General features: G+C 36.4%; 9 protein-coding genes and 9 pseudogenes. 9 read left to right on the plus strand and 9 right to left on the minus strand.

All coding sequences use genetic code 11. The annotated features are described in order from the left end of the window. Positions 1-49 precede the first annotated feature (49 nt). Together L3081_RS29160 and L3081_RS15235 are read left to right on the plus strand one after the other, a co-directional pair. Positions 50-1,217: pseudogene (locus tag L3081_RS29160) on the plus strand (endonuclease/exonuclease/phosphatase family protein). A 24-nt stretch (positions 1,218-1,241) separates the two neighbouring features. After that, positions 1,242-2,689, plus strand: a pseudogene (locus L3081_RS15235) (alkaline phosphatase). Positions 2,690-2,798: 109 nt separating this feature from the next. Here L3081_RS15235 and L3081_RS15240 read toward each other — a convergent pair. Then, a pseudogene (locus L3081_RS15240) lies at positions 2,799-3,979 on the minus strand (cystathionine beta-lyase). 522 nt (positions 3,980-4,501) lie between these two features. Between L3081_RS15240 and L3081_RS15245 the strand changes: the two are divergent. Beyond that, a pseudogene (locus L3081_RS15245) lies at positions 4,502-5,483 on the plus strand (transposase). Positions 5,484-5,945: 462 nt separating this feature from the next. On the opposite strand, the gene L3081_RS15250 reads toward L3081_RS15245, so the two are convergent. Further along, complete coding sequence (locus tag L3081_RS15250) at positions 5,946-6,458, minus strand: helix-turn-helix domain-containing protein (RefSeq protein ID WP_242286928.1); 513 nt, start codon at positions 6,456-6,458, stop codon at positions 5,946-5,948. 80 nt (positions 6,459-6,538) lie between these two features. Continuing rightward, on the minus strand, positions 6,539-6,895 hold the full coding sequence (locus L3081_RS15255) for a hypothetical protein (RefSeq protein ID WP_242286929.1): 357 nt from the start codon (positions 6,893-6,895) through the stop codon (positions 6,539-6,541). A 210-nt stretch (positions 6,896-7,105) separates the two neighbouring features. Here L3081_RS15255 and L3081_RS15260 point away from each other — a divergent pair. After that, positions 7,106-7,413 (plus strand): annotated as a pseudogene (locus L3081_RS15260) (nuclear transport factor 2 family protein); the annotation flags it as partial. A 441-nt stretch (positions 7,414-7,854) separates the two neighbouring features. On the opposite strand, the gene L3081_RS15265 reads toward L3081_RS15260, so the two are convergent. Then, positions 7,855-10,284 carry a DNA polymerase II gene (locus L3081_RS15265; protein WP_242286930.1) on the minus strand — a complete coding sequence of 810 codons (2,430 nt, stop codon included), beginning with the start codon at positions 10,282-10,284 and terminating at the stop codon, positions 7,855-7,857. 112 nt (positions 10,285-10,396) lie between these two features. Between L3081_RS15265 and dinG the strand changes: the two are divergent. Next, positions 10,397-12,522 (plus strand): annotated as a pseudogene (gene dinG, locus L3081_RS15270) (ATP-dependent DNA helicase DinG). 119 nt (positions 12,523-12,641) lie between these two features. Here the strand turns inward: dinG and L3081_RS15280 are convergent. The 5 genes and pseudogenes from L3081_RS15280 to L3081_RS15300 form a co-directional block, all read right to left on the minus strand. Next, a pseudogene (locus L3081_RS15280) lies at positions 12,642-13,742 on the minus strand (YbfB/YjiJ family MFS transporter); the annotation flags it as partial. A gap of 113 nt (positions 13,743-13,855) precedes the next feature. Next, on the minus strand, positions 13,856-14,023 hold the full coding sequence (locus L3081_RS15285; RefSeq protein WP_242286933.1) for a GGDEF domain-containing protein: 168 nt from the start codon (positions 14,021-14,023) through the stop codon (positions 13,856-13,858). A gap of 73 nt (positions 14,024-14,096) precedes the next feature. Beyond that, on the minus strand, positions 14,097-15,308 hold the full coding sequence (locus L3081_RS15290) for a sensor domain-containing diguanylate cyclase (RefSeq protein WP_242286934.1): 1,212 nt from the start codon (positions 15,306-15,308) through the stop codon (positions 14,097-14,099). A 602-nt stretch (positions 15,309-15,910) separates the two neighbouring features. Then, a complete protein-coding gene (pdsO, locus tag L3081_RS15295) occupies positions 15,911-16,510 on the minus strand; it encodes a sortase-associated OmpA-like protein PdsO (RefSeq protein WP_242286935.1) in 600 nt (199 codons plus the stop codon). A gap of 5 nt (positions 16,511-16,515) precedes the next feature. Continuing rightward, positions 16,516-16,755, minus strand: coding sequence for a hypothetical protein (locus L3081_RS15300; protein WP_242286936.1), 240 nt, complete (start codon positions 16,753-16,755; stop codon positions 16,516-16,518). Positions 16,756-17,039: 284 nt separating this feature from the next. On the opposite strand from L3081_RS15300, the gene pdsR reads away from it, so the two are divergent. The 4 genes and pseudogenes from pdsR (at position 17,040) to L3081_RS15320 (ending at position 22,735) form a co-directional block, all read left to right on the plus strand. Continuing rightward, the gene (gene pdsR / locus L3081_RS15305; protein WP_242286937.1) at positions 17,040-17,756 is read left to right on the plus strand and encodes a proteobacterial dedicated sortase system response regulator; all 717 of its coding nucleotides are present in this window, start codon (positions 17,040-17,042) and stop codon (positions 17,754-17,756) included. Further along, a pseudogene (gene pdsS, locus L3081_RS15310) lies at positions 17,749-19,968 on the plus strand (proteobacterial dedicated sortase system histidine kinase). Before pdsR ends, pdsS begins: the two are co-directional and overlap by 8 nt. A 322-nt stretch (positions 19,969-20,290) precedes the next feature. Continuing rightward, a pseudogene (locus L3081_RS15315) lies at positions 20,291-21,174 on the plus strand (IS982 family transposase). 43 nt (positions 21,175-21,217) lie between these two features. Continuing rightward, positions 21,218-22,735 (plus strand): hypothetical protein, encoded by a 1,518-nt coding sequence (locus tag L3081_RS15320; protein ID WP_242286938.1) that lies wholly within the window; start codon positions 21,218-21,220, stop codon positions 22,733-22,735. Positions 22,736-22,944 lie beyond the last annotated feature (209 nt).

A 22,944-nucleotide genomic window follows, 5' to 3' on the forward strand; every position in this document is an offset into this window, starting at 1 on the left:
ATCGTTACGAATAACCTTCTTAAATGTTGTAGTTTTAGGTGTGATCTTTATGACAAATGCAATAGCTACACAAATACCCACAAAGGCTTTAACATCTACCAAGCTCCGTGTAGCGACGTTTAATGTGAGTATGGAGGCATTAAACTACGTTGAGCGAATCCCCAACAAAGCACCACAAGTGTCGGGTAAGGAACTAACGCAAGCATTAAAACAAAACAGCTTACAAATAAGAAATATTGCCGAAATAATTCAACGGATTAGACCTGATATTATTTTGCTTAATGAATTTGACAGAGTAAATAACAAACATGACAATATCCGTTATTTTATTGATCACTATTTAGGTAAAAAACAAAATGGCCAAGAGAGTATTACTTATCCTTATTTTTACCAAGGTCCAGTTAACACAGGTGTTAAAATTAATAGTGACCTAAATAAAGATGGTATTGTTAACCAACAACCAAGTGATACCCACGGTTTTGGTTATTTTGAAGGTCATTTTGGTATGGTTTTACTATCTAAATACCCTATTGATGAAAAAGCGATTCGAACCTTCCAACATTTTAAATGGCATGATATGCCAAATGCGTTAATGCCTATAGACCCATCAACCCGGACGACCTTGGTTTAGTGACAAAGTATGGCGCGAATTAAGACTCTCATCAAAGTCACACTGGGATGTGCCTATCAATGTAAATGGTAGAAAAATTCACATTTTAGCTAGTCACCCTACACCACCTGTATTTGATGGCCCTGAAAATAGGAATGGCAAACGCAATCATGATGAAATCCGTTTTTGGAAAGATTATATTCATGGTAAACAAAGCGATTATATTTATGACGACAATGGATTAAAAGGTGGATTAGCATCAAACAAACCTTTCATCATTTTAGGCGATCAAAATGCATCAAGTGTCGAAGGCGATGCCATAAACGCTAGTATCAAAGCATTAATAACAAATGAAAAGCTTCAAGACCCAATGCCAACAAGTGTTGGTGGAAAATTACACAACGAAAACAATGACAATGCCCAATATCACACTGCTTATTGGGGTATGAGAGCTGATTACGTGCTACCTTCAACTCTTGATTTCACCATTAAAAATTCCGGTGTTTTTTGGCCGAAAAAAGATGATGACACCTATCGCTTAATAAAAGACAGAGCTGCATCGTCTGATCATAGGTTAGTTTGGGTTGACCTTGAATTACCACAATAATTTTTTGAAAAGGAATAATAGAAAATGAAATTTGTTTTATCAGCGTTAACCATATCATTGCTTTGTGTATCTTGCGCAAAGAATACTGACTTCAACAAAGATGTCAAAACAGAGGTAAGTGTTGCACAAGCAGTAGCCAAGCCAGTTAATTTCACAACCTCTTTACCAAAAAATGTCATTATGGTGGTTGGTGATGGCATGGGACCGGCCTATACTTCAGCGTATCGCTATTACCGTGATGACCCAAAAACTGTTGAAATAGAAGAAACTGTTTTCGATAGACACCTTAAAGGTATGTCTAGCACTTACCAGCGCCTATTTCAGGCGTCGTCACAGATTCAGCAGCTTCTGCCACAGCATTAGCAACAGGTATTAAAAGTTATAATGGCGCTATTGGTGTTGATGTTAATAAAGAGTCAATTCAAACTGTATTAGAATGGGCAAAACTGCAAGGAAAAAAAACAGGTATAGTGGTAACCTCACAAATTAACCACGCGACCCCTGCTTCTTATTTAGCTCACAATGAAAGCCGTAAAAATTATAACGAAATCGCTGACAGTTATGTTGATAATGGTATAAAAGCTGATTTATATTTTGGTGGTGGTTGGAAGTACTTTATTCGTGAAGATCGCAATTTAGTTGAAGAATTTAAACAAGCAGGCTTCCACTATCTTGATAATTATCAAGGTTTAATGAATTTACCAAACGACAAGCCTGTATTAGGACTTTTTGCAGACGCCGGCTTACCGTGGGCATTAGATGACAGTAATAAATACCGATTATCAACAATGACTAAAGCGGGTATTCATCACCTTATCGATTTACAAGATACCGATAACGATGAAGACAAAGGTTTCTTCATGCTTATTGAAGGCAGTCAAATTGACTGGGCTGCTCATGGCAACGATATCAGTGATGCTATGGCTGAAATGGACGACTTAGCTAAAACATTAGAATACTTAGAACATTTTGTTGAGCACCACCCTGACACTTTAGTTGTAGTGACTGCCGATCATAGTACCGGTGGTTTTACTGTTGCAGCCAACGGAAAATACGAATGGCACGCAGAAAATTTACGGACGATGAAGCATTCAGTTAATTATATTGCTAAAGAATTAGCAAAGAATGCAATCAATACGATCACAACCAGAACTTTATTTAATTTTGAATTATCTCAAGATGAAATAGATCTTCTCAATGACAGTAAAGACAATGCAACTGCCGAAAAGACAAAGAATATGTATCAAAGCAAAAAAACATCTGCAAGCGAGTTGGCATTAATTAAAACAGTAAAAAACATTATAGACAATCGTACTAATAGCGGTTGGACTTCAGGCGGTCATACCGCGATTGATGTTCCTGTGTTCGCCTTTGGGAAACAAAGTGAAATGTTTAAAGGTTTACAAGACAACACTGACATTGCCAAAAAAATATTTACCTTATTAGGTAAACAACCTGCTTTAATAAAGTAACTTTAATATTTTAGCTAGTAAAACGCATAAAAACTGAATAATAAAATTATACTCATTCTATTATTCAGTTTTTTATTTAACATTTATATATTAGCTAAAATCAATGAAATTAGCGCTGCGTAAGCACCTGATTAAAACGTTGAAAGCCTTGTTCTAGATCTTCTATTAAATCATCAACATCTTCTAAACCAATATGTAAACGGATCAGTGGAAACTCTGCAGTCCATTTTGTTGCACTACGTATAGAATCAACACTAGTAATACCCAAAATAAGTGATTCAAATCCGCCCCAAGAATACCCCATTTTAAAATGTGATAAACCATCAAGAAAAGCGGTTAGCGCCGCTCTGTTGCCACAATTCAACGTAAACGAAAACAAGCCATTCGAACCCGTAAAATCACGTTTAAAAAACTCATGTCCAGGACACGATTCAAAAGCAGGATGCAAAATAGTGTCGACTTCTGGTCGTTTTTTTAACCATTTAGCTACTTTTAAAGCACTGGTTTGATGCTGTCTCAAACGTACACCAATCGTACGAATACCACGTAGAGCAAGATATAAGTCATCCGGAGAGGTACACTGCCCCATTAAATAACTGTTATCACGTAACTGAGGCCAATACTTTTCAGTTGCTGTTGCGGTGCCTAACATTACGTCTGAATGACCAACAATATATTTGGTAGCCGCTTGCACACTGATATCAACACCATAATCAAACGGCTTAAAGTTAATCCCCACACCCCAGGTATTATCAAGCATCACAATACAGTCATGTTGATGTGCTATCTTCGCAATAGTGGGAACATCTTGTACTTCCATGGTGATTGAACCGGGAGATTCTAAAAATACAATACGAGTATTCGGCTGAATTAAGGCTTCAATGCCTGCACCAATTAAAGGATCGTAATATGTTGTTTCAACCCCCATGTTAGCTAGAATTTTATCGCAATAGTCACGGGTTGGTTCATATACACTATCAACCATTAAAATGTGATCGCCACTTTTAACAAAAGACAATATCGCGTTAGTGATCGCTGCGGTACCTGATGGGTATAGCGCACAGCCTGCCCCCCTTCAAGTTCGGTCATTGCATCACTAAAAGCAAAAGACGTTGTTGTACCTCGTCTACCATAAACCATGGTTTGATTATGCTTATTCTTTAAGGCGTTGTTCATTTCTTTAACGTTATTAAACACTACTGTTGATGCGCGGGTAACACTTGGGTTTACTACACCATTAGTCCATTTTGCTTTGCGCCCTGCTGTGACAATTTTAGTATCTTGTTTCATCTATCTTAAACACCTAGGTTAAAAATGTGCATTTGTATAAATAGCTATCTAGCCATCTAAAACTCAATTGTATTTATACCTTGAATTGAAGTGTTTTTCACCTGTTATCTCAATTTAATTGAGAAGAAATTAATCTAACTAGTTACCGTTAGCGCAATTAATACTCGTTCATTGAATTTATTCCTAACTAAAACTTAATCAGGCCAACTTAATCAACTTAATCAGGCCACCCATAATCAACTTAATCAGGCCACCCATAATAACTTTTACAACTTTCCCAAAGATAAACTACACTGACCTTACCTCAATCAAGTACGGACACTATGATGCCTAAACCCCGCTCACAACAAATTAGTTTACTCAATACCCCTTATTAATAACTTTTAGTTAATCAGGCCACCCATAATAACTTTTGCAACTTTCCCAAAGATAAACTAGTTAATCAGGCCACCCATAATAACTTTTGCAACTTTCCCAGCATAAACTACACTTACCTTACCTCAATCAAGTATGGAAACTATGATGCCTAAACCACGCTCACAACAAATTAGTTTACTCAATACCCCTTATTACCACATTTGTAGCCGCACTGTACGCAAAGCCTTTTTATGCGGGGTCGATAAAGAAACTGGCACTAGCTTTGAACACAGACGCGGTTGGATTGAAAAACGCCTGTTTCAATTATCCCAATCTTTTGCTATTGATATTTGTGCCCATGCTATCATGCACAATCATTTACATTTAGTGCTGCATGTGGATTGTGAGCAAATAAAACAATGGACCACAGAAGATATTCTTCAACGTTGGCATCAACTTTTTAAGGGCACGCTCCTCACACGACAATATCTAAATAAACAACCACTGGCTGACTATCAACTCACCATGGTTGAACAAACCGCTAAAGTATACAAAGAGCGTTTAATGGATATTAGTGGTTTATGCGCTCCTTAAATGAGCCTATCGCAAGGCAAGCCAATCAAGAAGATAAATGCACAGGCCATTTCTGGGAAGGACGGTTTAAATCTCAAGCCTTGCTTGATGAAGGTGCCTTATTATCATGTATGGCTTATGTTGATTTAAACCCAGTACGTGCCGCTATCGCGCCTACACCCGAGCAATCAAGTTTCACCAAAGCATTCAATTACGTATTAAAGCGGCTATTAACGGTGAGCAACCCAAGCAGTTACTCCCTTTTACTGGCAACGAACATCAACACAAAACACAAGGAATTACTTTCAGCTTGAAAGACTATTTAACCCTCGTTGATGAAACGGGGAAAATAATTCGAAACGATAAACGTGGCGCGATTAACCCAAAAGCGTCTAACATTTTAGCCAGGCTACACATCAGTGATGAAAGTTGGTTAAAACTCACCACACAATTTGAATGTATTTTCACGGGCGCTGTCGGAACAGCTGAGCACTTAAGTGAATTTAGTGAACATGTAGGCTTAAAGCGAACACATGGCATAGCCAATGCCCAAGCTTGTTTGAATAGTGCTTAATTTTATTTAACAGTAAAGTAATTAAACATCTAAACGACAAGACAAAAACAAGTGGTTTCGCTAACACCACGGTACCCACTCACCTAAGATTCAGAAAAAGTGACGTTACATGTAATAAAACGGGTAATAGAGGCATTTACCTGCACATGATATGGATTATTTTAATAAGAAAATAATATAACTAACGTGCTTAACGTGCTGTTATTACCTAGATTTATCGTGGGTGGCCTGATTAGCCACTCTCACCTAAAATTCAGAAAAAGTGACGTTACATGTAATAAAACGGGTAATAGAGGCATTTACCTGCACATGATATGGATTATTTTAATAAGAAAATAATATAACTAACGTGCTTAACGTGCTGTTATTACCTAGATTTATCGTGGGTGGCCTGATTAGCCGACCTGATTAGCTTGACCTTATTAGCCCTTTATAGCCCTTTTAATAACACTCATAAGAAGGTCAAACCTCAATAAATTGCGACCGATAGCGCAATGGGCTTAATTGATAATGCCGTTTAAAATGGTGCCTTAATAACTCTGGTGAGATAAAGCCACTGGCATTTGCAATTTGGTTTAGGTTTAACTTAGTTGTTTCTAACAATTCTCGGACTAAGGCCAAGCGCTCCATTGTTATCCACGTTAAAGGGCTCTCTCCTGTTGTGTCCTTGAATCTTCGTAATAAGGTTCTCGATGATATTGCTGCTTTGTCGGTCATACGTTTTACCGACCAGTCTTCATTCAATGTTGACCTTATTTCATCTAGCAAATGTGAAAACAAATCATTATTTTTTATTATTGGACGTGGTACGAATTGCGCTTGCCCTCCTTCTCTATGCGCCGGTAACACCAATCTTCTAGCGACCATATTTGCAACTTTATGACCAAAGTCATTACGCACAATGTGCAAGCACAAATCTAATCCGGCAGCAGAGCCTGCGGAAGTTAACATTAGCCCTTCATCGATATACAACACATCAGGATTTACCTTTATGTCGGGGTACTGTTGCTGAAGTTTTTGGGCATACCGCCAATGTGTTGTAGCTTGCTTGCCGCTTAATAGGCCACAGGCGGTGGTAGAAATACCCCTGAACAGATAGTCGCGATACGTACTCCATTAGCATGAGCATTGGTTAGCGCTACTCTTAACGCATCACTCACCTCACCACTCCAACCTGGTACAACGATCAATGTTGCTTGTGCTAATAAAGATAAGTCATGGCTAGCGTCGATACTAACGCCCCCCATACCATTAATTTCACCAGATTTTGTCGCAATCACTTTATAGTCATACCATTGTGACAATTCTGGACGCGGTAAAGCAAATACCTCTAAAGCGATACCAAACTCAAACATACATAAATTGTTGTAAGTCAAAATACACACTAAAGGTGGATTAGCATTATCAATCACCTATTTGTCACCTCATTCGTTAAGTAGCAGTTTGGCGTAATATTACCGAAACCTGTCAATTACGCCAGTTTTTTTATTTAAAATCCTTTGTTATCGTATGTCTCAACCATTCACTGAAAAACACCAGACAAGGAATACACCATGAAAAACCAAGAACTACTAAAAGCAATAGAGCTATACTTAGATATGATTTATTACTGTGACGTAGAAAAATTAGATACTATTTTTCACCCGACCTCGACCTATTTGATGCGGATGAAGGTAAAATATTTGTCGACCCAATTGCTAACTTTAGACATGATGTCGCAAACCGACCATCACCCGCAAGCGTGAATCAAAAACGTGAAGATGAAATAATACTCATCGATTACCTCTCTTCTTTAAGTGCAATGGTAAAACTAAGGCTTAGAGCGCATGACAATATTTTTGTTGACCACTTAAGCTTTATAAAAGATGAAAATCAGGAGTGGAAAATTGTCGCAAAAGTATGGCACTTAGAGAGTATTTCAAAGGCATAACGAAAATGTGATGATTGACTCTCAAGTCGCATTACTGACTTAGATGAAAAGCACTCAAGATTTATCGTGGGTGGCCTGATTAGCCGCCCTTAGCTTTGTAAAAGATGAAAATCAGGAGTGGAAAATTGTCGCAAAAGCAAGATTTATCGTGGGTGGCCTGATTAGCCGCCCTTAGCTTTGTAAAAGATGAAAATCAGGAGTGGAAAATTGTCGCAAAAGCAAGATTTATCGTGGGTGGCCTGATTAGCCTTGCCTGATTAGCCTTATAATGATTGACTCTCAAATCGCATTACTGACTTAGATGAAAAGCACCCAAGATTTATCGTGGGTGGCCTGATTAGCCCTCGGTGGCCTGATTAGCCTTGATTAGCCTAGCCTGATTAGCCTAGCCTGATTAGCCTTCTATTTAAAAAATATTTTCTACATAGAAGATACAACAAATTAGAACAACCCTAGCTGTTTACCTGCAATCGATTCAAAATCCTTAGCAATAAAAGGTAAAATATCGTTAGCTATTGGTTTGAGTTGTTTCTCTATATAAAAATCATAATCAAGGGTATTTTCATTGAATTCTAAAGGCTGTACACCATCAAGTGTCATAACATATCGAATGGTTTTTCTATGCTCGTATTCTGGTTTTTTACCTTTTTTTATAAGTTTACTGTTTGCAATTAAAGCGGCCTTAATATGGGGAGGTGTATTAACATAGTCCGCTAATTTTCGTCTGATTTTTTTCTTATATATCAATTTGCTATCATGTAATCCGTTCCTTAGTTCCTCAATAATATTATTAATATAATCCTCAATAGGTTGTTCACTAAAAATCAACCGATATAACTCTTGTTGAAAATCTTTACTTAACTCTGTCCAATCACTCCTGACAGTCTCTAACCCTTTAAACAATAATTTGCCATTTTTAATGCCTGCATAACGTTTTTTTGTGCCAATATTTTTTTGTCCTTTAACCGTTTCTTGACCACGAATCGCAGGCATTAAAAACTTTGTAAAATGGGTTTCAAATTCAATTTCCAATTCACAAGGTAAATTAAATTTATCGGCGATATGTTGTTGCCATTTTTTATTGATTAAATCCTGTAGTTCTTTACCTAAAGCTATACATTGAGCAGCAGACTGCTTATTAGCGACATGCACAAAAATAGAATCGGTATCGCCATAGATCACACGAAAGCCTTTTTCTTCAATCCATTTGCTCGTCGTTTTTAATATTTCATGACTACGTTTAGTAATTGAACCAGACAAGCGTGGATCGAAAAATCGACAACCTGTAGAGCCTAAAACCCCATAAAAACTATTCATAATAATTTTTATGGCTTGTGATAAAGCCGCATTTTTTTGTAACTTGGCTTTATCTCGTTCGGACCAAAGCGATGTAATAATATCAGGTAGGAAATGTTTCGTTCGTGAAAAATAAGCGCCATCAAACCCCTTTATCACCTTTTTATCTTGCTTGTTTACTAACATCTCTGCTTTTTCAGCTTGTTGTTCTCTTTCAAGAAACCCTTCAACTAACCCCATAGGATCTATTTTAAATGTTCTAATAATACTTGGATAAAGTGATTTAAAATCAAGCACTAGCACATTATCATAAAGGCCAGGGATCGAATCCATAACATAACCACCAGGCGAAACTAAATCAGAAACACCATCCCCCATATTTGGCGCAACATAACCACTACGATGCAGTTTAGGTAAATAAAGATTAGTAAACGCCGCTACCGACCCGCCTATTCGGTCAATTGCAAGGCCGGTAAGTTGTGCTCTTAGTTGCGCAAATTCTAACAGTTGTGTTTTTTCAAAAATGAGCCATACCAATCGACAATCTTCTAAATTATAAGCAGCTAAAGCCTGTTTATTGTGTAAAAAATTTTCAGTGATTTCATCAACTCTATTCTCAACATCATTAACCTTTTTACCCATTCCCAATAAAGTATTCGCAACATTATCAAGTGAAAAGCTTGGAAAGCTATACGTGGCCGTTTTGAGTAAATCAATACCGTCAAGTACTACCCTACCCGCTATCTCAATAAATTGTTGATCGGTATTATTGTTATTAGTTCGCCAACGTGGAACGCTACCATCACGCCCTATCGCAAATTTTAGTTGATGAAGATCACAACGCTTTTGAAGTAAACTAAAATCAAAATTAATAACATTCCAACCAATAAAAATATCGGCATCAATGAGGGTTATTTGATTAATCAGTTCAATCAACAACTGCCTTTCATCATCAACCCAAATAATATAGGAAGCAGCATTTTCTTGAGATTCACCTATCATCATTACGCAGGTAAACTCGATACTATTTTTTGCGTAAAGGCCAATAGAATACAGCTCACCTGACATAGAGCATTCAATATCAATAGATAACATCGTTAATCTGATGTCTAACGGTTGAGAAGATTTTTTACATTTCACCTCAGTATGTTTCATGGGCAAACTGTTGCTTTGGCTACTCATAAAATCTATATCTGCGGTAATAAAACGCTCCATCAAATAACGATCATCAGGGCGTATGTCATCTTCGTAGCATTTAATTTTATTTGTTTTAAGACAGTCCCTTGCTCGGTAAAATTGCGATAAATTGGTAAAATAAAACCCATGTACAGGTGATTGTTCAAAGGTTTTCAGTGTCAATTTTTTTTGCTTATTCAGTGAGATATTTTGTTGTATTAACAAATCAACAGCTTTACAGACCTGATTCTCTGCAACAAAAAAAACGGCCTGTTCATTATCAATCACCAGTTTTTGCGCGCCCGTGACCGTTTTTATCCATAAAATGATTTGCAGGGTATGCCCTTTGTCTTGCACTTGGCGACTGAGCAGAAAACCTTGTTGAATTGGTTGTAACAAGTTTATTAGCCTATTGGTTAAACAATTTAAAAATTTTAAGGAGAAACACTCAAAACCTGTTATTATATACAGCATTGTACTGTATAATTTTACCTTTGGAAACTGCCACTAGATGTTAACTGATAAGTTAAAACAACTCATTCGCCAATCTTATAAAGCCATTGGTGAAAATTTAAGTCATTTCAATCCAAGAAAACAACAAACTTTTTTGATCGCTGAAATTGCTAAAACGTTGGCAGGTGAATATAGCAAAGACAGAAAAATTATCACGATTGAAGCAGGCACAGGCACAGGTAAATCGCTAGCCTATAGCCTAGGCGCTATTCCCTTGGCATTATCACGTGATAAAAAAGTATGTATTTCCACTGCAACTGTTGCATTACAAGAGCAATTGGTAGATAAAGATTTACCTTTTTTGAAAAAACACGCCGGCTTAAAATTTGACTTTGCCTTAGTGAAAGGTCGTCAACGTTATGTTTGCAGACAAAAACTCACCCAAGCTGTTGCCACCGATTCTCCGCAAGCGGGGTTTACTTTTGCCGAAAAACCTAAAGCTAGTGATATTAGAATCTTAAATGCGATGCACAAAGCATTAACTGATGGTTCATGGCTCGGCGATATTGACTCATGGAAAACACCAATTCCACATAACATTTGGTCGCAAGTTCAAAGTGATAAACACAGTTGCTTAAAAACCCTGTCTGATCACCATCATTGTCCTTTTCATAAAGCCCGAGAAACAATGGAACAAGCCCATGTATTAGTAGTAAACCATAGCTTGCTACTGGCTGATCTTGAATTAGGTGGAGGTAGGATACTTTCACCACCAGATGAAACTTTTTATATTATAGATGAAGCTCATCATTTACCTAAAGTAACACGTGATCATTCAAGTGCAAGCGTCACCTTACGGGGCGCAGTTGAATGGTTAACGAAGCTGAGGGAAACAGGTGATAAGATGGCGAAGCTGATCAAGTCTCAACGCGCTATTTCTCCGGCTCTTAAGCTCAGTGATGATTGTCAGGATTTACTGATAGAAATGCAAAAAGTGCTCACTTTTGTAGAAAACAATGCCAACGTTTATTTTTTAGAAAATACGGAGAATAAAAATAAGGCAAATTTTAATCAAAAAGATGAGCAAGTTTACCGTTTTGATAATGGCATCATCCCTAAAACTCTTAAAAATTGGGCTGAAGATTGTAACGAACTCAGTAAAAAGTCATTGAGTCATTTAAACAAACTTTATAATGCCTTAATTGAAGCCGTAAAAGATGGTGATTGTAAAATGTTTATTGCTGAGCCTATTTTAGCCGAAGCGGCTTTATGTTACAACGGTTAGAAAACTTACAGGCACTATGGTACATGTATGCTAAAACTGACAGTGATAAAGCCGCCCCCATGGCACGGTGGATTCAAAAACATGCCCCAGTGAAAGCCAGTGCTCGTCAAGACTATTTACTCTGTGCCTCGCCGATAGAAGTAGGTTTTACCTTGGAAGAAAAATTATGGAGCCAATGTGAAGGTGCAGTTTTGTGTTCAGCTACATTGCTCGCGTTAAATTCATTTGATCATTTTCGTTTTCAAGCGGGTTTAAAGAATAATGATGGTAGTCAATACCAACACGTTACCTCGCCATTTGATTACCAAAACAATGCGCAACTTGTGGTTGCTAGCATGGTTAACGAGCCAAGTGCTTTAAAATTTACTGATGAATTAATAGAGAAATTGCCTAAATATATAGAACAAGGCAGCGCTACATTAGTGTTGTTTTCATCTTATTGGCAAATGGAAAAAGTCGCTCAAGCACTCCGCGAGAAACATAAAATGACGATTGCAGTACAAGGTGAACACGCTCGGCAATATATTATAGAACATCACAAAAAGCAGTGTGATAATAATAAAACCACTATTATTTTTGGTACACAAAGCTTTTCTGAAGGTTTAGATTTACCTGGTAATTATTTAAATAACTTAATTATAACCAAACTGCCTTTTTCAGTGCCTACTTCGCCCGTAGAACAAGCACAAGCTGAATATATAACAGCCAAAGGGGGTAATCCATTTATGACCTTATCTGTACCTGAAACGTCTAAAAAACTTGTACAAGCATGTGGTAGATTATTACGTAATGAAATGGATGAAGGTGTGATCACTTTAATGGATAAGCGTGTAGTGACTAAACGTTATGGTAAGCAATTACTCGATTCATTACCCCCTTTTGCACGCGTAATTGAATAATCATAAATGCAGAGACTAGAGAGTATATCCGGCTTACTGCATAGTTTGTTTTGCTTCTTTGTACGTAAACTTAGCGTAAGTTAACATCAAAATACCGCAAGCAACAATACTTGCTGTTACATATAAAGCGTAATGATAAGTGGCAAATTGCTTGATTAGAGCGACACAATACAAAGGTGCAATAATTTGCCCCACACCATAAGCGGATGTTATTGCCCCCATAATAAAGACAGGATTTTTATGAGACAGTTGCCCACCAAAATTCATAAATAATGCAACTAACCCGATAAACGTAGCGCCAAACAGCAGCCCACTTATAAGATTCATAATAATATTACTTGAGAATGTGGGAATTAAAATACCGACAATCTGCAATAACATTGCTACTATCATAATATTAATACTGCCAAAACGATGTGCTAAACGCATCCAAATAACACAGGTGGAATACCGGCAATTCCGACAACTAACCATACATAACCACCCGCACCACTTAAACCTTCTAACGAGTTAACAATGTCAGGTAAAAAAGTCGCTTGTACAACCATACCGACACCTTCAGTAAAATACGCCAAAATGAGAATAATAACCATCGGGGAAAAAAGTGATTTATCAAAGGTATGTTTAACTATTTCATTTTTTGGTTGTTTATCAAATCGTAATATATAAGCAGAATAGCTAGATAAAATAGCCCCCACTATTGCCAGTATAAGCCATGCATCTCTCCAATCGCCGCCATAATAGAATACGCCACGCATAACTAGATCAGTAATAACAATTGAAAACCCTAAACCACTAAAGTGTATTCCCATTGCTTTCGTTTTATTAGTCGCTTTTAACTTAAGCATTACCACTGAAGAACCGACAACTAAAGCCATAGCAGCACCAAATCCTGCAACTAATCGAGCAATCATCCAAACGAGGCTATTTTCTGTAATTCCTAAAAGAAAGGAAGAAACAACACAAACAAACAACCCTACTCTAAAATATTTTACCTTTGAATGTATGTCTTTAATAAAAATAGAAAACACTGATCCCGACAAATAACCAACATAATTGATTGAAGCAAGGATTCCTGCATCAGCAATACTGAGTGTATCCTCCAACATTGCGGGTAAAAGAGAGGTAAACACAAAACGTGCTACACCAACACCAACAATTAAAGCGAAGATACCGACCAACAAAATAGCAAAATTATTTTCTCGTTTAAATCGGTTCATGTGCTTCCATATATTTTAATTTCGTATACTTTCAAGCGTAACACTCACTGGATCAAACAGGTTAATCATCAATACTGATAATTAATATTGGTATCACTCAAATAATACAGAGGTTAAAGATTTTCTATTGGTGGCTCAGAGATAACAACACAGTTTTTTCCTTTGCTTTTTGCTTGGTATAAAGCATCGTCAACTCGTTTAAATAAGGAATCGGCATCATCATTGTCATTCGCCTGGGTCAGACCTAAGCTAATGGTTACTGGCTGCTTTGATTGTGGCAATAAACAATGATTAGTTTCTATTTTTTTCTTAATTCTTCTGCAATTAATTGCGCACTTGCCAGAGGGGTGTCAATTAACAGCACAATGAATTCTTCACCGCCCGGCGGGCAATAAAGTCTGTTTTTCTTAAAGCATTCTTTAACGTTGCAGCAACGTGTACTAGTACTTTATCCCCAACTTCGTGACCCAACGTATCGTTAATTACTTTAAAATTATCAACATCAATAAATATAAGGGACACATCTTGTTGACGTCGTGCTTTAAGAGAAATTAAATACGCTAGTTGATTATGAAAGGTCCGTCTATTTGGCAAGCCAGTTAAAGTGTCATTACTTGCAAGCTTATGTAATTTACGGTGAATATTTCTAACATACAAGATCACAATAAAAGTAATAAGCAGAGTGATAATGACCGAAATAAACATATTAAAATAGAAGGCATCTTTCACAGATTGGGTAAAATTTTCTACTTTTGCCCCCACTATTAAATACAAATCTAACTCATCAATATACTTGGTTGTGAATAAATGTGACTCACCCTGATGAGTATATTCAAATAATTGTTGTTCGGTATTGGTTATTTCAGGAATTAATTTTTTTAATTCAGCATGTTGATTCAATTGCCCAATGGCGTTTCCACCTTGTTCTGAAATTAGTACCCTACCCTGCCTATCGATAAAAAAAACACTAAAATTAAAGCGTTCGCGAAAATACTTTAACATGTCATTTATATATGAGGTTTTTAAGCCTATCCCTGTCGCCCCCATCATGTGCGAATCATCGTCATATATTTTATGATTCATGAACATGATTAACGATTGCCCCATAAAGTTATTATAATCAATATTAATTTCATTACTTTCAGGCTTGTTTTTAAAATTAAAATACCAAGCGTTATTTTCATTATCGACTGAAATTTTTTCTAATAAACCACTGTTGGTATAATAATTTTGACTCTTCTGTGAAACTAAAAACGCGGTAAACATTTCATATTTATTGGTAATGGTTTGTAGATACTCAGTTATTTTGTCAACGTTATCTTCTTCATGAACAAGCCAATCTTTCATAAAAGTGTCATGCGACATCATCGAAGCAATTAAATTAGGCTCTATAATTTGTTTTTGAATTTTTGTGTAAATATTATCAACCGTTAACGGCAATGAGCTGTTTTTTAATTGCTTGCGCGTTGACTCAATAGAATCTACATAATTAATAACGGTTAAACTCGTCGATAACGTAAACAATAATGCAGTAATAATAAAAACAATTCGATAATCAAAGCGCATGGGGGAGTAAGTTCTTTTAAAATATTTAATCTTCTAAGCTATTTTAACAAAAAATTGCATTTTAGGGGGAATTTCCTTCAGGCATTCTTTTAATAAGATAAAAGCAATGATGATGAACCTGCATGCTGCACGTTGCTTTTATAGGAATGTATATTATTTGAAGGAAAATATTGTATGTTATTAGCATAATCGTCAATTGGTTTTAAATAGGTTATTCTGATTTATTGAAACGTCACTAACTAACGTACTATAAGAATGGTTTAAACACAGCGCCATATCGCCAGATGGAAAATCTGTCTTATTTAGCTATCAAGGTGATATTTATAAAGTGTCATCTAAAGGCGGTACTGCTTGACACTTAACTGTTCATAGTGCTTGGGAAGGTAACCCAGTATGGTCACATGATGGAAACAACATAATGTTGAAACAATTAGAGGGATACAATTAACCCTCAACAATATTGATTTTCTGCAAGTAGCACTATTTTTCTGCATACAATATGATACTTGTCGCCATTGCTATATAAACTCTAGCGACAAGTATTATCAACGAGTGGTTCCGGTAGCATTACACAAACGTCAATACAGGCTCAAAATTTAATATTACTGAATATTCGCCACACGATTATTTTCAGCCGTCAATGTTTTATGTAACTTTAATACCACACGACGATCATAAAAACTTACTTTACGCGTATCATTTGCCACTACCGGCGCATTATCACCAAAAGCAAACGTGGCAATTTGCTCCTCATCAACCCCGTACGTCATTAACATCGTTTTGACTGACTCAACTCTAGCTTTCGATAAGGTTTGATTAAGTGCAGACCCACCGGTTAAATCGGTATAACCTGATAAATCAATTTTCATTGTTGGTGAACTCACGAGTATTTGCGCAAGCGCTGTTACTTGATCCTGATAATGGGGTGCTATATCACTTGACCCCGTAGAAAACTGTAAACTCATTAATAAATTATCCGCTTGTATTTGTCCTGTATTTTGCTGTTGCTTTTCAAGCGCTGCTAATTGTTGTTGATAGGCATTTTGTAAACGTTGTAATTCAGCTTGATACTGCTTTTCAGTCTGTTCATTATTACGTTTATATAAGTGTTTTTCTTCTATTAAAGCCGTGCTTAACACCTCATTATCATCTTTTACATTGATAAATTTTGCAATCAAGGTGCCGCCGATACCCGCAACCATTGCACCTAGTGGGCCAAAGCAATAACCCCCCCAATAATTGCACCCGTTCCAAACCCCATATTTTCATTATTAATTTTTTCTTGGTGTCTTTCTATTGCTGTTTGTTTGTCAGCAAATATATTTTCACTGGCAAAAACTGACGTACTCGCCATAACAGACGTAAAAACTGTCACGAGTAGTATTTTTTTTGATACTGTGTTTATAACGGTTTGGTTTAAATTGGTCGGTGCGGTAAGTGCTTTCATGATATGCCTCATTCATTTGAAGTAGTTGGTTTAAATTATGCAATTAACAATATTGTTAAGGTGTGTTTTATTGAACACCACTATTAAACCCCTATAAAAAGGCAGAGATGTGGGTAAAAAAAGCCAAACCGCTGAGCAATTATGGCAATAATATGGCAATTTCAAAAATAAGGCGCACTCACGGTAAAATTTAGATATAGTCAAACGCAAGAGTTAAATAGACAATGTATTTTATTTCTCGTCACTCGATATTATTTTCCTAACCCTATATTAAGTATGTATAAATGACTAAACGAATTGCTATTGTTGAAGATGAAGCAGCCATACGAGAAAACTACGCTGATGTGCTGCGAACCCAAGGCTACCAAGTGCAAACCTATGCTGATAGAGAATCTGCCACACAGGCATTTAACTTGCGCTTACCTCACTTAGTGATATTAGATATAGGTTTAAACGAAGAATATGAAGGTGGATTTGTGCTATGTCAGCAATTACGTGCCAAATCAGCCAGTTTACCCATCATATTTTTAACTGCTCGTGACAATGATTTTGATACGGTTTCAGGACTTCGTATTGGCGCTGATGACTATTTAACAAAAGATATTAGCTTACCCCATTTAACTGCACGCATATCAGCCTTATTTCGCCGACAAGAAGCATTTAAACAGCCGGTAAACAATGAACATATCACGCAAACTGGTTCATTAACCATTGATAGCCAACGCATGACAATTACCTGGCAAAATAATCCCATTGATTTAACTATTACCGAATTTTGGTTAGTGCATGCATTAGCGAAACACCCAGGACACGTAAAGAATCGTAACCAATTAATGACCGACTCTAAAATATATGTGGACGACAGTACAATAACCTCACATATAAAACGTATTCGCAAAAAGTTTATTAACACTGATGATAGTTTTGACTGCATAGAAACAGTTTATGGCATGGGTTACCGTTGGTTAAGCGAAATCAATAATACTACTACACATGACTAATAACGTTTTGAGTAACACAAAAAAACGCTTTCAACTACGCTTTGGCTTAAGAGCAAAGTTATTACTACTGTCTAGCTTTCTTTTTGTCATTCCTTGGTTCGGTTATCAATACGTATGGGAAATGGAAAAATATTTGCGTTTTGGCCAAGAGCAAACCTTAGTTGGTACGGCGAGAGCCTTAGCAACCGCATTACACGAACGTGAAAATTTATTTAATAATCAAGCCAGTTTTTTACCGGCGTTGAACAAGGGAAAGATCTATATGGTTATCAACTAACCGAAGCTATTCAACTTGATGGTTTGCATACTGACTGGCCAAATTTTTCTCAACGTGCACATTTTTATAACCAACAGCAGCAACTCTTTTCTAATGAACCGTTAAGTATTAATTTTAAAGCGAGCGTGGGTAAATACGATAAATACTTGTATTTGTTTTTTCAGGTTGTTGATAATCAAGTGATCTTTCGTGGTAAAAATAGTCGTAGCATCACCCATAACGACCATTTAGCCTTATCGTTTACTGATCACGCAAACAACTTAAATCGGTTTATTATCAGTAATAAACAACCAGGGTGGATATCCGCATTTAGCATCACTGAAAACCCCGAGGATATCCCTCAACCGGCGTCTCATATCCAGGGGCATTGGCTGTTAACTCCCCAAGGCTATAATATTGAATTACGTGTTCCTTTAAAAACACTTGGCGATAAAATTGCTTTTGCTTTTTTTGATGTAGACAATACAGCCGGTACCCTTGTTTCAGCCATTGGCTCAGCAGATCCTAGCAAGTTGGATAGTTTAGGTACGATATTGGTACCATCACCTGAAATTGAACGTATTGTCAAAGGCATGCGTTATACCAATTCAAGTATATGGGTTGTTGACCAAGACCATAGAGTACTTGCCAGTGCGGGATCACTTAAGTCTGCTAGTGGTGTTTGGCATGATACTGAAAAACAAGTGAGTGATACTGAGAAGCAAAGCCTTTGGTATCGGTTTGAGCAACAACTATTATTGCCTTTATATTACAAAATACTCACCAAACCACCCACTGACTTTATTGACAAATTATACGATGCAGGACACTTAAGTGGGGAGCATATTGTTAGTGCATTGTCAGGTTTTGAAAAATCACAATGGCGATTAACTACTGATAAACAAGCTTTAGTTTTATCCGCAGCTTACCCTATATTTATAAATAAAAAAGTACAAGGTGCTGTTATTGTTGAAGAAACTACTAATGGCATTCGCACGTTAAGAAACCGTGCCTTAGAGAAACTATTCACTGTTATTTTAGCTATTATGGTGTTAGGCGCATTAACTTTTATTACATTCGCTACCCGTATCTCTTCTCGCATTCGACATTTATCAAACCAAGCAGAGCGAGCAATCGATCCCCAAGGGCGAATCATTGGGGCAATATCGGCTTCAACCGGACCGTGATGAAATTGGTGATTTATCTCGTAGCTTCACTACAGCGGTTAATAGACTAAGTGAATATAACCACTATTTAGAAAACATGTCTTCTCGTCTTTCTCACGAATTAAGAACCCCTATCGCAGTCGTCAAAACCTCATTAGAAAACCTAGCCTTACAAACACAAAAAAATACTTCATCAGATGGCTCTACAGAAAACAATGCCTATATTGAACGAGCCCAAACTGGCATTAATACTTTAAACTTAATTTTAACTAACATGAGTGAAGCAACTCGTCTAGAACAAATGCTGTCAAGCACTGACAAAATAGATTTTGACCTTTGCGCAGTTGTCTCTGGCTGCGTGGCCGGTTATCAGCAAGTTTATGGTGAATATACCTTTCAGTTAACTACTCAACTATCAACCTTAACACTACATGGTTCACCTGAACACATAGTGCAGCTACTAGATAAAGTTATTCATAATGCGGTTGAATTTAGCCAAGATAAGATGATCGCAATCGAATTAAACCATGATGATAATCACGCTGAATTATTGATCCACAACAATGGTATTTTATTACCTAAATTACTGAGCGAAAACTTGTTTGACTCCATGGTATCGCTACGTAATCATGCCTCTGCACATAAAGCGAAACAAGAGCAACCCCATCTTGGTTTAGGCTTATATATTGCTAGATTAATTTGCCAATTTCACCAAGGAAAAATTAGTGCGAAAAATCATTATTTACCCGATGGAGTGACGATTCATATTTCTCTACCGTGTAAAACCTAATACCGTGTTAAATATATAAAACACTTTGCTTTGTAAGGTTAAGTAAAGAAATGTAAAGCCGCATGTGCAAACTGAACTTACCAAATACAATACAATCTATATATATGTGAAACAGTAACTTAGAAAACAGTAACTTAAATAACTTAACAATCAGCTTAAAACTTTATATATTAGCAATAATATTAAGATATACTTTCGCCTTAATTTTCAAGTTATTAATTAACCTCAGCTCGGGATAAGAATAAATTAAATTGAACTAAGTGCCCGTTCCACGATCCGATCTTTCGACCAAGAAAAAACAGAAAGATAATAAGGAACGGGCATGAACAAACTAGTTGAAATATTCTGTGATGTCGATGATTTTTGTCGCGTATTTATTCCACAATGGGAAAAACAATTAATTGCTGATGGTAATATAAAGCGAAATCGCCCCTGTCGTATGACGATGAGCGAGGTGATCACTATCCTTATTGCTTTTCATACATCAAATCATCGCGACTTTAAAAATTATTATAAAGGTTATATCGCTAAATTTTATCGTTCTCACTTCCCTAGTTTATTGAGCTACACTCGATTTTTAGAGGTAATGCCTAAAGCTATCGTTCCTCTTTCTAGCTATTTTTCCATACTCAAGGGTGAATCTACAGGTATTGAATTCATTGACTCTACGAGCATAAAAGTATGCCATAACCTACGAATACCTAGACACAAAACATTTGACGGTATAGCCGAGCGAGGCAAAGGAACAATGGGTTGGTTTTATGGGTTCAAACTGCATTTAGTCACCAACTTTAGGGGGAAATAGTTGATGCTAAATTAACGACTGGCAATGTGCATGACACCAAGCCTGTGTTTGCGTTAGCTAAAAACCTCAAAGGAAAGTTATATGCTGACAAAGGTTACATCAGCAAAAAATTAACCGCCGATTTAAAGGAAACGGGTGTTGACTTGATAACAACTGTTCGCAGTAATATGAAAGCAAAAGCGATGTCGTTATGGGATAGAGCCATGCTATCTAGACGGTTTATTATCGAGACGATAAATGATCAATTAAAGAATATTTCTCAAATAGAGCATTCTCGTCATCGCAGTCCTAATGGTTTTATGTTGAATTTACTTGCGGGGTTAGTGGCTTATTGCCTTAAAGAAAATAAGCCAACCCTTAATATTAATGACGTAGAGAAGAATGCTATGGTTAGGGCTTAACCCGATCTGAGGTTAATTAAGATAATTACCCAAAGGAAAACAAATGACACAGAAAAGCCTTCTTTTTTCTCACCGAAAAAGTTTAATACCATTATGGTTAAGCATGATTTTTTCATTAACGTTATATGGCTGCGGCGGTAGTGACGATTCAAATACTGGCTATATTCAACTATACAACCTTTCATCAAACTCACCTGGCATATACCTAACAGTAGATCAATATGACGATGATGATTATAGCGAACAAACTTATTCAGCTATATCATTCACTAAGATAGGTAGCCGTTTTGCTTATGATCCTGACACATACGATATTGAATTAGCGTGGCAAAATGAATATAACAATCAATATGATTTAGAAACGATTTATGAAAATCCGTTAAAAGTTAACAGTGACACTACCGAATTTATTGTTATCGGTGATATTAAAGAACCAAGCATATTAATTTATGATATTCCTGTTAGAGATGACGATGAAATTGACGATGATAACGACGATGAAGTGTTCAATATTAGAGTGCTTAATATGTATAACGACTCTGAAGCTGTTGATATTTATTATTCAGAATCAGATGAAACGTTCAATGAAGCTAAATTGCTAAATCAAGCCACTTATAGTGTGATGTCTGATAATCAGAAACTGACACAAGATGAATACATCTTTTATATCACTTTGGCAGGCAGTAATGACATTTTATTTACCTCACCTGATATAACGTTTCCATATGCTGCAGAATATATTCTCGTAAACAGAGCAAACACTGGTGTAGGCTCTTCTCCTTACATGATAGATATCGTATCAACCTCTTCTGTTCAAGCCTTCTCAGATACTAACTCTGAAGCAAGCTACCGAGTATACAACGGTATTGTAGAAAACCCTTTATTACCTGAATATACAAATACGTTTGACTTTTACATTAATACCATTGATGAATCACCTGAAATTTCAGCCCTTAACTATGGTGAATTTAGTTCAACAACCCTAATCACTTCTGGTGATTATGGTATGAGTTTAGTAACACCAGGTGACCAAAGTATCATCATCAATAATCATTTATTAGCGTTAAATGAAAATACTGATAAAACAATATTTTTCTACCTTTTAGAAGAAGCGGTTGATGAAGATAGCGATGGTGATATTGATGAAGATGGCGATGGTCATATTGATGAAATAGAAATAACGGTAAATTCACTTATTGTAGAAAATAGTAAAACAGAAAGTATCTACAGTCATGAGATGACGGTTGTTAACTTAATTGATCAAGATGAAATTATTGACGACTTTACAAATGTTAAAGTGTACTTTGTTCGTAATGATGAAATTATTGAAACAGCTGATCAATATGTCACAGCAATATTTGCAACCCCGAGCACAGTTGGTTTACTTAATAATACCTATTCTGTATATGTTATTGGTAAACTTGACAGTAGTAATATAGTGCTTGCATCTACAGAACTTACGCTAAATGAAGAAAGTAAAAATCAATTTGTTATCCTAGAAAAAGATGCTAATACAGCAACCGGTTATAAAATGACTTTTGCTAATCAGAGTGATGATTAATCAATTTAAAACGATTACACTCTTTTGAGGTAATCGTTAAACAGGCTTAGATGAGCCTTGTTCAAAAATTCAAATAGGTGTCGACTACTCGGCACCTATTTTTATTTCTAGGTTTCTATAACCCCTGCTAACTATGCGATCATTTCTACTCACTAAAGTCACCAATCTCATCATTATTTATTTAATAATTAGAACAATAAGTTATTTAA

This window comes from Colwellia maritima, assembly GCF_022669015.1.
Classification (GTDB): Bacteria; Pseudomonadota; Gammaproteobacteria; order Enterobacterales; family Alteromonadaceae; genus Colwellia; species Colwellia maritima.